Annotated in this window: 13 protein-coding genes; all 13 read left to right on the top strand. The window is 43.0% G+C overall.

Going from position 1 to position 15855, the window contains the following annotated elements; translation table 11 throughout:
• The first annotated feature begins 30 nt into the window (after positions 1-30).
• The 13 genes from rseP to rpsO all read left to right on the top strand — a co-directional run bounded on the left by rseP (position 31) and on the right by rpsO (position 15720).
• The gene (gene rseP / locus B5D59_RS09385; RefSeq protein WP_009497363.1) at positions 31-1290 is read left to right on the top strand and encodes an RIP metalloprotease RseP; all 1260 of its coding nucleotides are present in this window, start codon (positions 31-33) and stop codon (positions 1288-1290) included.
• Between the two features lie 18 nt (positions 1291-1308).
• Positions 1309-3003 carry a proline--tRNA ligase gene (locus B5D59_RS09380; protein WP_009497362.1) on the top strand — a complete coding sequence of 565 codons (1695 nt, stop codon included), beginning with the start codon at positions 1309-1311 and terminating at the stop codon, positions 3001-3003.
• A 60-nt stretch (positions 3004-3063) separates the two neighbouring features.
• Entirely contained in the window at positions 3064-7374 is a 4311-nt protein-coding gene (locus tag B5D59_RS09375) for a PolC-type DNA polymerase III (protein ID WP_425441342.1), read from the top strand.
• A 544-nt stretch (positions 7375-7918) separates the two neighbouring features.
• Entirely contained in the window at positions 7919-8389 is a 471-nt protein-coding gene (rimP, locus tag B5D59_RS09365; RefSeq protein WP_009497359.1) for a ribosome maturation factor RimP, read from the top strand.
• Between the two features lie 112 nt (positions 8390-8501).
• Positions 8502-9713, top strand: a complete 1212-nt coding sequence (gene nusA / locus B5D59_RS09360; RefSeq protein WP_040758240.1) for a transcription termination factor NusA — start codon at positions 8502-8504, stop codon at positions 9711-9713.
• Between the two features lie 20 nt (positions 9714-9733).
• Positions 9734-10012, top strand: a complete 279-nt coding sequence (gene rnpM, locus B5D59_RS09355) for an RNase P modulator RnpM (protein ID WP_040758238.1) — start codon at positions 9734-9736, stop codon at positions 10010-10012.
• Positions 10009-10356 (top strand): YlxQ family RNA-binding protein, encoded by a 348-nt coding sequence (locus tag B5D59_RS09350; RefSeq protein ID WP_009497356.1) that lies wholly within the window; start codon positions 10009-10011, stop codon positions 10354-10356. Before rnpM ends, B5D59_RS09350 begins: the two co-directional genes overlap by 4 nt.
• Positions 10334-12691, top strand: a complete 2358-nt coding sequence (infB, locus tag B5D59_RS09345) for a translation initiation factor IF-2 (RefSeq protein ID WP_009497355.1) — start codon at positions 10334-10336, stop codon at positions 12689-12691. Before B5D59_RS09350 ends, infB begins: the two co-directional genes overlap by 23 nt.
• Positions 12688-12966 carry a DUF503 domain-containing protein gene (locus tag B5D59_RS09340; protein WP_009497354.1) on the top strand — a complete coding sequence of 93 codons (279 nt, stop codon included), beginning with the start codon at positions 12688-12690 and terminating at the stop codon, positions 12964-12966. Before infB ends, B5D59_RS09340 begins: the two co-directional genes overlap by 4 nt.
• 39 nt (positions 12967-13005) lie before the next feature.
• The gene (rbfA, locus tag B5D59_RS09335) at positions 13006-13356 is read left to right on the top strand and encodes a 30S ribosome-binding factor RbfA (RefSeq protein ID WP_009497353.1); all 351 of its coding nucleotides are present in this window, start codon (positions 13006-13008) and stop codon (positions 13354-13356) included.
• Between the two features lie 98 nt (positions 13357-13454).
• Entirely contained in the window at positions 13455-14366 is a 912-nt protein-coding gene (gene truB / locus B5D59_RS09330) for a tRNA pseudouridine(55) synthase TruB (RefSeq protein ID WP_078817733.1), read from the top strand.
• A 12-nt stretch (positions 14367-14378) separates the two neighbouring features.
• Entirely contained in the window at positions 14379-15317 is a 939-nt protein-coding gene (gene ribF / locus B5D59_RS09325; RefSeq protein WP_078817732.1) for a riboflavin biosynthesis protein RibF, read from the top strand.
• Between the two features lie 133 nt (positions 15318-15450).
• The gene (gene rpsO / locus B5D59_RS09320; RefSeq protein WP_009497350.1) at positions 15451-15720 is read left to right on the top strand and encodes a 30S ribosomal protein S15; all 270 of its coding nucleotides are present in this window, start codon (positions 15451-15453) and stop codon (positions 15718-15720) included.
• The last annotated feature ends 135 nt before the right edge of the window (positions 15721-15855 follow it).

Here is a 15855-nt window from a genome sequence, read left to right as displayed (position 1 = left end):
GCTGTGATGGCCGATGAAGGTGGTTACTGAATGGAAACCGTTATTGCGTTCATTGTAATATTCGGGACACTTGTAGCATTTCATGAGTTTGGACATTTTCTCTTCGCTAAAAGAGCAGGGATCATGGTACGTGAATTCGCTATAGGGATGGGGCCTAAAATATTAGCGATTCGAAAAGGGGAAACACAATATACCATTCGCTTGCTTCCGCTTGGTGGATATGTGCGGATGGCAGGAGAAGACTTTGATACAGTCGAATTGCAGCCAGGCTTTCGAGTTGGCTTGTTGCTAAATGCACAAGACGAAATAGAAAAGATTTATTTAAATCGCAATGTGTCCAATCCGAATATTTTGAATCTGGAAGTAGAAAAATCAGATTTGGATAAAGAGTTATATATTGAGGGATACGATGAAGATGGAAAATTAGTACGTCTAAAAATTGCTAGAACTGCTATGATTATAGAAAAAGGACAAGAAACATTAATTGCTCCTTATGATCGGCAATTTGAATCCAAGTCACTTGGCAGCAGAGCGATGGCTATTTTCGCAGGACCGCTTTTCAACTTCATTTTAGCGTTCTTTATCTTTCTGGCACTTGGTTTACTGAATGGTGTGCCGACCAATGAACCGATTATTTCTGAAGTGAAACCTGATACGCCAGCACAAATGGCAGGTTTAAAAAAGGATGATCTAATAACAGGTGTCGATGGGAAATCAATAGACTCATGGACAGAGTTTTCTGAAGCAATTCAGGAAAGCCCTGGTGTTCCTATGGCTTTGGAAGTGGAAAGGGCCGGAGAAACAGTTTCGTTAGAAGTAATTCCGGAGACAATTGAAGATGCAGGACGTGAATTCGGTCAAATAGGTGTGATTTACTCTAGTCCTTTAGAAAAAGGTATCATTAAATCTGTGGTGTTCGGAGCAGAACAGACTTATACATGGACTGTGAAAATATTTGAGTTGTTAGGCATGCTCGTAACAGGTCAATTTACAATTGATGCATTGTCAGGACCAGTCGGCATTTATAAAGCGACTGAAGAAGTAGCACAGTATGGTATTTTCAATTTAATGAATTGGGGAGCTGTATTAAGTATCAATTTAGGGATTATGAATTTACTCCCGCTGCCAGCTCTTGATGGTGGAAGATTATTGTTCTTCTTATTCGAAGGATTACGTGGAAAACCGATCGACAAACAAAAAGAAGGCATGGTGCATTTTGTCGGTATTATGTTGCTGATGGTCTTGATGCTTGTTGTGACATGGAATGACATTCAACGATTTTTCTTCTAAAAAAGGTGGAAGCATATCATGAAACAATCGAAAACATTTATACCAACGATGCGAGAGACCCCGGCAGATGCAGATATTCGTTCCCATCAATTGCTCCTGCGGGCAGGATACATCCGACAGAATGGGAGCGGTATCTACACATATTTAACGCTTGCTCAAAGAGTCTTTCGCAAAATCGAAAAGATCATACGTCAAGAAATGGAAGCGATCGAAGGTGTTGAAATTTCCATGCCCGCGTTGCAACGAGCGGAATTATGGAAAGAAACCGAACGCTTAGATTCATTTGGAGATGAATTATTTCGAGTTCGAGATCGACATGATAAAGAATTTGTTCTCAGCCCCACAGATGAAGAAGTAATCATTTCTTTGTTGCGTGATGAAGTAAGATCCTACAAAAAATTGCCTTTGACACTATTTCAAATTCAAACGAAATTCCGCGATGAGGATAAGCCGAGTTATGGCTTGCTTCGTAACCGGGAGTTTATTATGAAAGATGCTTATTCATTCCATGCTACACAAGAAAGCTTGAATGAAAAGTATTTAGAGGTAATGCAGGCGTACACGAATATATTGACGCGCCTAGGTATGCATTTCAGAATGGTTATCTCGGATGGCGGTGAAGGAGCGCATGAATTTATTGCCTTGGCTGAAATCGGTGAGGACAAGATTGCCTATAGTGATAGTTCGACATACGCTGCCAATATTGCTATGGCAGAGGTCAATGTAGAATATGAGACATCAGAGGAAAAACTGAAAGAAACAACTAAGATTGCAACGCCGAACCAACGGACAATTGAAGAATTAATTGAGTTTCTTGCTATCGATCCTGAGTTAATTCTGAAATCGTTAGTTTATAAAATTGACGAAGAACTTTCGGTCGTTGTGTGTCGTGGTGATCATAGTATTAATGAACATAAATTAAAAAAAGCACTGAATGTAGAAAAGGTAGAGTTGGCATCTGAACAAGAAATCGAGGAATTGCTTGGCTGTCATGCGGGTTCAATCGGGCCGGTAAAACTTCCGGTGGGTGTCAAGGTGTTTGCGGACCATGCTGTAGCATCTGTTGTTAATGGAATAGCAGGTGCCAATGAAGATGATTATCATCTCATTAATGTTAATCCGGAGCGCGACTTTGCTATCGATGATTATTTAGATATCCGTTATATCCAAGAAGGAGAAGCATCTCCAGATGGTATGGGCTCCATTAAATTTGCAGAAGGTATAGGGATTGGCCACATATGTAAACTGGGCACTTCTTATAGTGAGCAAATGAAAGGGAACTTCTTAAATGAGCATGGAAGAGCTAAACCTTTCATCATGGGAAGTTACGAGCTAGGGATATCTCGTTTAATCGCAGCCATTGCTGAACAGTTCAATGATGAATACGGTTTGAAATGGCCAAAACATCTAGCTCCATTTGATATCCATCTGGTAACAGTCAATGTCAAAGATGAAGTTCAAAAACAACTGGCGGATGAATTGTATGCGGTATTGGAATCCTATCGATATGATGTGCTGTACGATGACCGTGCCGAAAGAGCAGGCGTGAAATTCGCAGACTCTGACTTGATTGGTTTGCCGGTACGAATTACAATTGGTAAAAGAGCCGCTGAAGGAATTGTAGAAGTGACATTCCGTCAGAGCGGGGAGTCTATAGATTGGCAAAAAGAAGAAGTCTTAGAAAAGTTGCAATCCTTCTTCAGTGCAGATTAAAAAGGAAGGGGAGTCCGTTAACGGAACTTCCCTTCTTTTCGCGATAGATTGGAGGAATTTATATTGGATGCTGGAAAGAAGTTTTTAACTTTGTTGCAGCAGTCAGGCTTAACGGATGATCAATTAATGCGTTATTTTCAAAATGGAGAACTGAACCGTGTGACGGTACATAAGAAGTCGAGAGTGTGGAAGTTCAATATCACACTGGATGAAGTGTTACCTCTTGATGTTTTCCGTTTAATGCAACAGCGTGTTCACGAAGCATTTGCATCAATAGCAAATGTCCATCTACAAATAGAAAGCCGTAAAACATCCGCGGATGAGCAGTTGATCAAAGCCTACTGGCCGCTTGTAGTGGAAGAATTGGCTGATATTTCACCGCCCCTTCGTCAATGCTTAGTGGAGCAACTGCCGACGTTACACGGTGAAAAATTATTGATTAATTGTCAGAGTGATTTGGAATGCCAAACATTGAAAAATAAATATGTAGCACCTTTAGCGAATCTTTATCAACAATTCGGGTTTCCTCAATTGACAGTTGATGTGACTATTGAAGAAAATCAAAATGCTAAAGAAGAGCTTCAGCAATTTCTTTCTCAAAAACAACAAGAGGAAGAAGAACTGTCAAAGAAAGCATTTGAACAGTTACAGCAACGTGAAACGATGAAGAGCGAACAAGGAGATTCCGACCGTCCGTTAATACTGGGTACTCCAATTAAGCAGGGCGAGGCGATTGTACCCATTCATGAAATTCAAGATGAAGAACGCAGGCTGATCATTGAAGGGTTTGTATTTGACGCTGAGATTAGAGAACTTCGGAGTGGCCGCTCGCTATTGACGCTAAAAGTAACAGATTATACCGACTCAATTTTAGTGAAGATGTTTTCGCGTGACAATGAAGATGCGGAATTAATGAAATCCTTTAAAAAGGGAATGTGGGTACGCGCAAGAGGAAGTATTCAAAATGATACATTCGTTAGAGATTTGATCATGATGGCGCAAGATTTAGCTGTTATATCTTCGATTGAGCGAAAAGACAAAGCCCCTGAGGGACAAAAACGCGTGGAATTGCATGCCCATACATCGATGAGTCAAATGGATGCTGTCGTGTCAGCTCAAGCCCTAGTCGCGCAAGCCGCCAAATGGGGGCACACCGCGGTTGCAATTACGGATCATGCGAATGTTCAGTCCTTTCCCGAAGCTTACAATGCAGGGAAAAAGCATGGAATTAAAGTGTTATTCGGGTTAGAAGCCAATCTTGTAGACGATGGTGTACCGATTGTTTACGAAGAACAACATAGACTGTTAGAGACGGATACGTATGTAGTATTTGACGTGGAAACCACTGGCTTATCTGCAGTGTATGATACGATTATCGAGCTTGCCGCAGTCCGTGTACGGGGCGGAGAGATTATTGATCGTTTTGAACGTTTTGCTAATCCCCATCATCCCTTGTCGTCGGTTACAACAAACTTGACAGGTATCACGGATGATATGGTCAAAGATGCGCCTGAAGTATCCGAAGTTATGGCGGATTTTATTGAGTTCATCGGCGATGCTGTGCTAATTGCCCACAACGCTTCATTTGATATGGGCTTTTTCTACGCTTCTTGTAAACGGGCGAAAATTGAAACGCCCGCATATCCAGTGATCGATACATTGGAGCTTTCACGTTTTCTTTACCCGGAATTGCGTAATCACCGTTTGAACACACTCGCTAAAAAGTTCGATATCGAATTGACGCAGCATCACCGGGCGATTTACGATACAGAAGCTACTGCGTATCTTTTCTTAAGGTTATTAGCAGACGCGCAGGAAAAAGGAATTGAATGGTTGGATGACCTGAATAAAAACATTGGTGAAGGCGATGCCTATAAACGTTCACGCCCATCTCACTGTACGTTGATCGCAACTGATAATGAAGGGTTGAAAAACTTATTCAAGTTGGTTTCCATTTCACATATGGATTTCTTCTATCGTGTCCCGCGTATCCCGCGTTCTTTATTAGTGAAGCACCGCAACGGGCTATTAGTAGGATCAGGATGCGACAAAGGCGAAGTATTTGAAGGGTTAATGCAAAAACCGATGGAAGAAGTCGAAGAAATTGCAAGTTTTTATGATTACTTAGAAATCCATCCGAAACCTGTCTACTCGCATTTACTGGAACTAGATTTGATTCGTGACGAATGGAACTTAGAAGATATTATGCGTAAAATGCTTAAGCTCGGTAAAAAGACCGGCTTACCGGTTTGTGCCACTGGCAATGTTCATTACTTGGATGAGACGGATGCTACGTATCGTAAAGTCTTGGTTCGCTCGCAAGGAGGCGCCAATCCGATGAACCGTCATTCACTCCCGGCTGTTCATTTCAGGACAACAGATGAAATGCTTAAGGAATTTGAATTTCTAGGTGAAGAAGCGGCGAAAGAGATTGTCGTAGAGAACCCGCTGAAGATTGTCGAGCGTGTCGGTGATGTTAAACCGATAAAAGATGATTTATATACACCTACGATAGAAGGCGCTGACGATGAAGTCCGTGAGTTGACTTACTCAATGGCTCGACGTATTTACGGAGACACGCTGCCGGAAATTATCGAGGCGCGTATTGAAAAAGAATTGACCTCTATCATTGATAATGGGTTTGCGGTTATTTATTTAATTTCGCATAAACTTGTGAAAAAGTCGTTGGATGATGGCTATTTGGTCGGTTCACGTGGATCGGTAGGTTCTTCATTCGTCGCGACCATGATGGAAATTACAGAAGTAAATCCGATGCCGCCTCATTACGTCTGTCCTTCGTGCAAAACAAACGAGTTTTTCGATGATGGTTCTGTAGGGTCGGGTTATGACTTGCCGGATAAAGAATGCGAAAAATGTGGAACGATGTTTAAAAAAGACGGACAAGATATCCCGTTCGAAACGTTCCTTGGATTTGCCGGGGATAAAGTTCCGGATATTGACTTGAACTTCAGCGGCGAGTACCAAGCGCACGCACACAACTATACAAAAGAATTATTCGGCGAAGATTATGTTTACCGAGCAGGAACGATCGGGACGGTTGCTGAAAAGACGGCCTACGGGTATGTTCGCGGTTATATGAACGATAACGATCTGCAGATGCGCGGCGCGGAAATCGACCGGTTGGTGCAAGGCTGTTCTGGCGTAAAACGAAACACAGGACAGCACCCCGGTGGAATTATTGTTGTTCCGGATACAATGGACATTTTTGATTTTACGCCCATTCAGTTTCCGGCAGATGATATACAATCCAGTTGGCGCACGACGCACTTTGACTTTCATTCGATCGATAATAACTTATTGAAACTGGATATTCTCGGACATGATGACCCGACGATGATTAAAATGCTGGAGGATTTATCCGGTATTGATGCTAAAACGATTGCGCCAGATGATCCTGGTGTCATGGCATTGTTCAGCGGAACGTCTTCACTCGGCGTAACGGAAGAGCAAATCGATTGTAAGACGGGAACGCTTGGCGTGCCCGAGTTCGGAACGCGCTTTGTTCGACAAATGCTTGAAGAGACCAAACCGTCAACTTTCTCTGAGTTGATTCAGATATCAGGTTTATCCCACGGTACGGATGTATGGCTAGGAAACGCTCAGGAATTGATTCAGAATAAAACTTGTCAGCTTTCCGAAGTAATCGGTTGTCGGGATGATATTATGGTCTACTTGATTTATCAAGGACTGGAACCTTCGCTTGCCTTTAAGATTATGGAGTCGGTGCGTAAAGGAAAAGGGCTGACGCCTGAATTCGAAGCGGAGATGAAAGCGAATAAAGTACCTGGCTGGTATATCAGTTCGTGCAAGAAGATTAAATATATGTTCCCGAAGGCGCACGCAGCTGCATATGTATTGATGGCACTCCGTATTGCGTATTTTAAAGTGCACCATCCAATTATGTATTATGCTACCTATTTCACTGTGCGAGCAACGGACTTTGATTTGATGACGATGTCAAAAGGCTCTGCTTCAATCCGTGCAAAGATTAAAGAAATAAACGATAAAGGTCTGGATGCCCCACCAAAAGAAAAGAACTTGGTGACCGTCCTGGAAATTGCGCTGGAGATGGTGGAACGTGGATTTACATTTGCAAAACCAGATTTATATAAATCGGATGCGACGCAATTCATCATTGAAGACAACCAATTGATTCCGCCTTTTAACGCGATTCCTTCCTTGGGAACGAACGTAGCGAAGACGATCGTGGAAGCACGCAAAGATGGAGAGTTTTTATCCAAGGAAGATTTTCAGAAGAGAGGCCGAGTTTCCAAAACAATTGTCGAGTACTTAGATAATTTTGGCTGCTTGGAAGGAATGCCAGAAGCGAATCAATTATCGTTGTTCTAACGCTTGTAAATGGCTACATCATTTGCATTGTAAATAGCGTTGTGATACGATTGAGACAACTTTTGCTATACGTCTTACGGAAAAGAGTGGGGCTTCCCGCTCTTTTCTGTTGTTTATCTGAATTCAGCAGTGGAAATGCAAGTGTTTTTTTGTTCAATGGGTTTTCAAACTCCGGCTGAATCCAGATAAAGCCTCCGGCGGGTGTCATCAAAGGCGGAGATGGCTGTTTAGCCCCGACAGGCGTTGGAAGGCTAGCAATAAAGGCGCCTTTTGCCTTTACTGCTAGTCTGAAACGTCCCGAGGGTCTAGCCGTTGCAGCTGGATGTCATCAAAGGCGGAGACGGCTGTTTAGCCCCGACAGGCGTTGGAAGGCTAGCAATAAAGGCGCCTTTTGCCTTTACTGCTAGTCTGAAACGTCCCGAGGGTCTAGCCGTTGCAGCTGGATGTCACGGATTTTGTAAGGAGTTAATTGTGCAAGCACAATTCAAAGTCCGGACACAATCACGCCGAGGCGTGATTGATTTTAATTTCGGGAGGGATACATTTGAGTAAAATTACAGAGGAAGTCGAACAGTTGACAAGTCCGATTGTAGAAGAATTGGGCCTTGAACTAGTAGACGTTGAGTTCGTAAAAGAGGGTCGAGATTGGTTTTTACGTGTTTATATTGATACGCCAGAAGGAAATATTGACATCGATCAATGTGCGGCGGTCAGTGAAAAATTGAGCGAGGAACTAGATCGCGTAGACCCGATAACACAGAATTACTTCCTTGAAGTGTCTTCTCCCGGAGCGGAAAGACCATTGAAAAAAGATGAAGATTTTGAAAAAGCAGTCGGCCAATATGTATTCATCAAAACTTATGAACCCATAGATGGTATGAAAGAATTCGAAGGGTATTTACTTGGATACGGGCCAGACTTCGCAAAAGTGGAAATACGAATCAAAACACGAAAAGTCTTAGTAGAAATTGATAAAACCAAAATTGCACTAGCCCGTCTGGCAATTGACTTTTAACTTAAAAGTGGAAGACGCCGTTTAGCCCCGTTAAGAATCGGAACTAAGATTTTTCAAAGAGTTCCATCACTATAAAGTGGCGGGATGATAATAGAATGTAGGAGTGATGAACATGAGTAGTGATCTACTCGAAGCACTGACAGCTCTTGAACAGCAAAAAGGTATTTCAAGAGATGTGTTGGTGGATGCGATTGAAGCGGCGCTTGTAACAGCGTATAAGCGGAATTTTAATCAGGCACAAAATGTCCGTGTTGATTTGAATTTAGATAAAGGTACGATGAAAGTCTATTCACGAAAAGATGTTGTAGAAGATGTGGAAGATGAACGTCTGCAAATTTCATTGGAAGATGCACAAGTCATCAATCCCGTATATGAAATCGGAGACATTGTAGAAGAAGAAGTCACTCCGCGCGACTTCGGACGGATTGCTGCACAAACAGCGAAGCAAGTCGTCACCCAACGTGTGCGTGAAGCAGAACGCGGCTTGATATACGAAGAGTATATCGATCGAGAAGAAGACATCGTGAACGGAATTGTAGAGCGAATGGATGCCAAGAACCTATTTGTTGGTTTAGGTAAAGTAGAAGCAGTCCTGCCTTCTAGCGAGCAAATCCAGACAGAAACGTATGCACCGCACGATCGGATTAAAGTATATATTACAAAAGTTGAGAGAACAGCAAGAGGACCTCAAGTATTTGTATCCAGAACACATCCCGGCTTGCTGCGTCGTTTATTTGAATTGGAAGTACCAGAGATTTATGATGGAACTGTAGAGATCAAATCCATTGCTAGAGAAGCTGGCGACCGTTCTAAAATTTCGGTGTACACGACAAATGAAGAAGTGGATCCAGTCGGTTCTTGTGTAGGTACTAGAGGTGCTCGGGTACAATCTATTTCCAATGAATTGAATGGCGAAAAAGTCGACATTGTTGAATGGTCTGAAGACCCTGTAGTGTTTGTAGCGAATGCATTAAGCCCATCAAAAGTACTCGATGTTCAAGTAGATGAGGAAGAGCGTTCCACAACTGTTGTTGTTCCGGATTATCAATTATCTTTAGCCATCGGTAAAAGAGGTCAAAACGCAAGATTGGCCGCAAAATTGACTGGCTGGAAAATTGATATTAAGAGTGAAACAGATGCAAGAGAGTTGGGGGTCTATCCTCGCACTGAAGAAGAATTGAACGCATACAGTGTAGAGGAGCCAGACGGGGACACTGAAGATACAGGTGACTATCTGGAAGCATATGAGTATGAAGAAGAAACACCTGTCGAAGAGACAGAAGACTATGATTTATACGCAGATGTAGATACCAAAGAAGATTGATTGGAAAGGATTGCATGCTCATGTCGAACAATCGGAAAATCCCTTTGCGTAAATGTGCAGCTACAGGTGAAATGCTACCTAAAAAAGAAATGATCCGGATTGTCCGTACGAAAGAAGGAGAAGTTTCCGTTGATCTGACCGGAAAAAAGTCAGGCCGTGGTACATACGTATCCAAAACGGAAGATGCGGTAGAAAAAGCACGAAAACACCACTCAATTGAACATCAATTGGGTGCGAAAGTTCCTGAGCAAGTGTACGATGACCTCTTACATGCCATTCGGCGAGAGGCGATCAAATGACAGATCCAACGAAGATCTATCAGCTGCTCGGTATGGCAGCCCGAGCACGGAAAATTGTGACGGGTGAAGACTTAGTCGTACGGGAAGTCCGTTCGGGACATGCAGAACTTGTCATCCTGTCAAAAGATGCATCTGCTAATACAATGAAGAAACTAACGAATAAATGTAATACTTACAACGTTGAGAAGCATGATTTCGGGAGTCGTGAAGACCTTGGGCATGCGATTGGTAAAGAAGCGCGAGTGGTCTTGGCGCTAACGGATAAAGGATTCGCCAAAAAATTATCCGAGCTCCTCAACGAATATAACCGGGGGTGGGCTAATGACGAAAATACGAGTACATGAATATGCCAAAAAGGTAAATAAATCGAGTAAAGATATTATTAATGAATTAGGGAATATGAAAGTGGAAGTCACCAATCATATGTCCGTAATTGATCCAGAAACAGTTACGAAGCTGGACAAGAAGTTCTCTGGCAACTCCAGAAACACGACTGGAACGACAAATAAGACAAACAACAACCAAAAATCCGACCGTCCGGCACAACGTCCTGCTGGAAATCGTCAAGGTGGAAATAACGCAGGTAAAAGTGCACCACAGCAATCGAATTCAGGACAGACAGCAGCTAAAGGCGGTGCGAACCGTACACAACAGCCTGCGAACCGTTCGAATCAAAATTCGAATCAAAGCAACAACACAGGAGCGAAACGCCCGGCAGGAGCTGGTAACCGAACACAAGGCGGTCAGCAAGCAGGCACAAACCAACAGCCAAAACAAGGTCAAGGTGCGAATCAAGCACGTTCAGGCGGCGGAGCTCGCGGTCGTGGAGGAAGACCACCTGCACGTGGAATTAACCAAGGACGCCGCAGATATCGTCCGGCAGTTCCAGCTCAAAAGATTGAGAAGCCACTACCAGAGAAAATCACTTTCTATGAGTCGCTATCAGTTGGCGAATTAGCTCAAAAACTGGGCAAGGAACCTTCTGAAATCATTAAAAAACTATTCATGCTTGGTGTCATGGCGACAATTAACCAAGAGCTTGATAAAGATGCAATCGAGTTAATCTGTGCTGAATACGGCGTAGAAGTGGAAGAAGAAATCAGAATTGATGTTACGGATTTGGAGATTTACTTTGAAGATCCGGATGAAGAAGAACAGCAGCCGGTCAATTTAGAAGAAAGACCTCCAGTTGTTACAATCATGGGTCACGTTGACCATGGTAAAACGACTTTGCTTGACTCCATTCGCGATACGAAAGTTACGCAAGGTGAAGCAGGCGGGATTACCCAGCATATCGGGGCTTATCAAATCAAAGAAAAAGGTAAGAAAATCACTTTCTTGGATACACCAGGCCACGAAGCATTCACTACAATGAGAGCACGCGGAGCTAAAATCACTGACTTGACGATTTTGGTTGTAGCAGCAGACGATGGCGTCATGCCTCAGACGATTGAAGCAATCAATCATGCAAAAGCAGCCGAAGTACCGATCATCGTTGCAGTTAATAAGATGGATAAACCAACAGCAAATCCGGATCGTGTGATGCAGGAATTGACTGAACACGGTTTAGTATCTGAAGACTGGGGCGGCGACACGATCTTTGTTCCGATTTCTGCCTTGAAAGGCGAAGGGATCGACCAGCTTCTGGAAATGGTGCTGTTAGTTGCTGAAGTCGGAGAATTAAAGGCAGACTCTTCGATCAGAGCAAGAGGTACTGTAATTGAGGCACAGCTCGACAAAGGTAAAGGATCAGCTGCAACACTGCTTGTACAAAATGGTACATTGCATGTTGGAGACCCTATAGTAGTCGGGAACACGTACGGTCGTGTACGTGCTATGGTCAGTGACCTGGGACGCCGAGTGAAGGAAGCGGGTCCATCTACACCTGTAGAAATCACTGGTTTAAGCGACGTACCGCAAGCTGGCGACCGTTTTGTCGTCTTTAAGGACGAAAAGACCGCACGTCAAATTGGTGAAGCACGGGCAGGGGAAGCTCTTCAAGAGCAGCGCGTAGAAAAAACACGTGTAACCCTCGACAATTTGTTTGATCAAATGAAGCAAGGCGAAATGAAAGAATTGAACTTGATCGTTAAAGCAGACGTTCAAGGTGCTGTAGAAGCAATGGCGGCATCCCTGATGAAAATTGAAGTGGAAGGCGTTAACGTTAAGATCATCCATACGGGAGCAGGAGCAATCAATGAATCCGACATTTCATTGGCAGCTGCTTCAAATGCGATTGTGATTGGATTTAATGTACGTCCAGATACCAATGCGAAACGTGCTGCTGAAGCAGAAGGTGTCGATATCCGTCTGCACCGCGTCATTTATAAAGTGATTGAAGAAATCGAATCTGCTATGAAAGGATTACTTGATCCTGAGTATGAAGAGAAAGTAATCGGTCAGGCTGAAGTTCGTGAGACATTTAAAGTGTCTAAAATTGGTACGATTGCGGGATGCTATGTGATAGATGGTAAGATTACTCGAGAATCCGGAGTACGGGTGCTGCGTGACAATATTGTCATCTTTGAAGGAGAGCTTGATACGTTGAAGCGATTCAAAGATGATGCAAAAGAAGTAGCAAAAGGTTATGAATGTGGTATCACGATTAAAAAATTCAATGATATCAAAGAAGGAGATATTATTGAAGCGTATGTAATGGAAGAGATTAAGCGAGTATGATTGTATACGCGGAATGTTCGTTTTTCATACCGACAGCCGCTTCTTTGAAAGAGAAACGTGCCGTTTTAAACCGGATGAGAGATCGGGTGAAAAACTCCTATAATGTCTCGGTAGCGGAAATTGATCACCAGGATTTATGGCAAAGAACTACTTTCGCATTAGTGGCGGTGGCATCTTCTAATGATGCTGCTGAACGCGAAGTGAGAAGAGCGATCCGTCTGTTCGAATCCAATCCAGATTGGGAAATGACCGCGTGTACAGTCGATTATCTATGAGATGATCAAATAGTTAATAATGGATAGAGGTGAATTTCCATGTCAGTGCGTGCAAATCGAATAGCCGAACAAATGAAGAAAGAACTGGGCGATATCATCGGCCAAAAATTAAAAGATCCGCGGATCGGATTTGTTACTGTTACCGGTATAGATGTGACAGGAGACCTACAGCAGGCGAAAGTATTTATCTCTGTTCTAGGTACAGCTAAGGAACGCGAAGACACGTTAATTGGCCTCTCAAAAGCAAAAGGGTTTATCCGTACGGAAATCGGTCAGCGAATTCGTTTACGTAAAACACCAGAAATCGAATTTGAGATGGATGAATCGGTTGCGTATGGTAATCATATTGAGAGCTTAATCCGTCAAGTAAATGATGAGAACGAGCAGTAAAAATGAGGAGGAAGTTCATTGTCGCTTTGGCGTAATGACTTCCTCTCTTCTTACATATATCACTAATTTTGAATGGACTTATAGAAAAGAGGAGTAAGATGAACGGCATTCTTCCTTTATGGAAAGAGAAGGGGATGACCTCCCATGACTGTGTCTTTAAATTGCGAAAGATTTTACGCACAAAAAAAGTTGGTCATACAGGAACGCTGGATCCTGAAGTAGAAGGAGTTCTTCCGATCTGTATTGGCAAGGCTACGAAAGTCGCTTCATATGTGACCGATGCAGGAAAAGAATATATCGCGAAAGTGTCGATCGGTCGCTCCACTGAGACGGAAGACGCCCAAGGCGATACAGTAACTAGTGACGACACATATAAAGAATTTAGCAGATCACAGATCCTGGAGGCGCTGGAAAAGCTGACAGGAGAAATTATTCAAATCCCACCCATGTATTCTGCAGTTAAAGTAAATGGGAAGCGATTGTATGAATATGCGAGGAAAGGCCAGGAAGTTGAAAGACCAGCTCGTAAAGTACTGATTGAGCAAATTGAGCTCTTAAATGAAGGAGATACTTTTTGTGGTGAAGAAGTTACTTTTTCTATTCGAGTACGTTGTGGGAAAGGTACATATATTCGAACTCTGGCAGTTCAAATTGGCGAGCAACTCGGTTTCCCTGCACATATGGAATCATTGGTTCGTACTGTGTCCGGTAACTTTCAACAAGCACAGTGTAAAACATTATCCGAAGTGGCTGAGTTGATGGAAGAAGGCAATATTGATTCAATCTTACGTCCAATTGAAGAGGTCTTGACCGATTTCCCTAGAGTGGAGATTGCTCCGGATTTATTGGAGAAGATCCAAAATGGACAAGTACTGCCGGCAGATCCATTGCTGATAACCTATCCGTCAATTAGTATGACGCATGAAGGCCGTGTGTTGGCTATCTATCAAAACCATCCAACGAAGCCAGGGTTGATGAAACCTGAAAAAATGCTACTGCCTAATGAGTAAGGAGAGATAGAAATGGAAATCTACAGATTACGATATCCTGATCAACTGAACATCCAATTGCATCATGCCTATTCCATGGCTATTGGGTTTTTTGATGGCGTACATAAAGGGCATCAGGAAGTTATCGATTCCGCAAAGAAAAAGGCGGATGAGTTAGGAATACAAACAGCTGTCATGACATTTGATCCTCATCCGTCACAACTTTTTTCAGGTAGAAATGTAGGCTACATTACGCCGTTAGAGGAAAAGGTTCGGCTCCTGGAAGCGCTTCAAGTCGATACTCTTTTCATCGTTAGTTTTGATTGGGATTTAGCCAGCTTATCCCCACAGCAGTTTATCGATATTTTTGTTAAAGGATTAGGTGTCAAGCACGTGACCGCTGGATTTGACTTTACTTTTGGTATGAAAGGTTCCGGTACGATGAAAGAGATGCATGACCTTTCTGAAGGTTTGTACGGTACGACGACGATTCAAAAAGTCACATATGATCATGATGGCAAAGTATCCTCCACTAAAGTGCGTCAACTGCTGTCAGAAGGTGATGTCGAGGAAGCTGCGCTGTTACTCGGACGACCTTTCCGTACGTTTGGTGAAGTTGTACATGGAGAGAAACGCGGTCGTCAGTTAGGTTTTCCGACCGCCAATATTCAAACAGATGAGGAGAATATCGTGCCTGCCAACGGTGTCTACGCAGTATATTGTTTGGTAGACGGGAAGTGGCATCCAGGCGTTTGCAATCTGGGTGTCAAACCGACTTTTCATAACCCGGAACACCGCGTGGCCACAGCAGAAGTTCATCTCCTAAATGCGAACATGGATCTCTACGGTAAGCAGGTGGCGATTGAATGGCTGCATCGGATTCGGGCAGAGCGGAAATTTGAGTCGCTTGAGGCGTTAAAAGAACAAATCGGCAAAGACAAACAAACCGCCATGGACTTGTTAAATGGCTAGAGTTGAATGTTGCAACTGACAGAATGGCGTGATATGATAAAGTAGTGTTAATGACACAAACCGCTTCTTGGCAATGCGAATCACCAACGATTGCTCGGGAGATGGGGATACTTTTAATTAGGAGGTGAAAAGGATGGCTATTACACAAGAGCGAAAAGCTGAATTGATCAACGAATTCAAGACTCATGAAAATGATACTGGATCTGCTGATGTTCAGATTGCTATCCTTACTGAAGAGATCAATAACTTGAACAACCACTTGCGTACGCACAAGAAAGACCACCACTCACGTCGCGGTCTTTACAAAATGGTTGGTACACGTCGTCGTCTTTTGAGATATTTACGTGAAACTAACGTTCAACGTTACCGTGATCTTATTGCAAAACTTGGCTTACGCCGTTAATAAGACTAAAAAGCGGGCATTGCCCGCTTTTTTCTATGGAATTAAGATGAAAACTTTCGCATAAATGTATCTGGTTTGATACACTACTACTAATTACATACAACTATGATGTACCAAGTTTCACATTAGAGAGGA

This window comes from Sporosarcina newyorkensis, from assembly GCF_900167515.1.
In the GTDB taxonomy this organism is placed as follows: domain Bacteria; phylum Bacillota; class Bacilli; order Bacillales_A; family Planococcaceae; genus Sporosarcina; species Sporosarcina newyorkensis.
The sequence above is the reverse complement of the archived record's forward strand: the minus strand, read 5'-3'. Positions and strand labels throughout refer to the sequence as shown.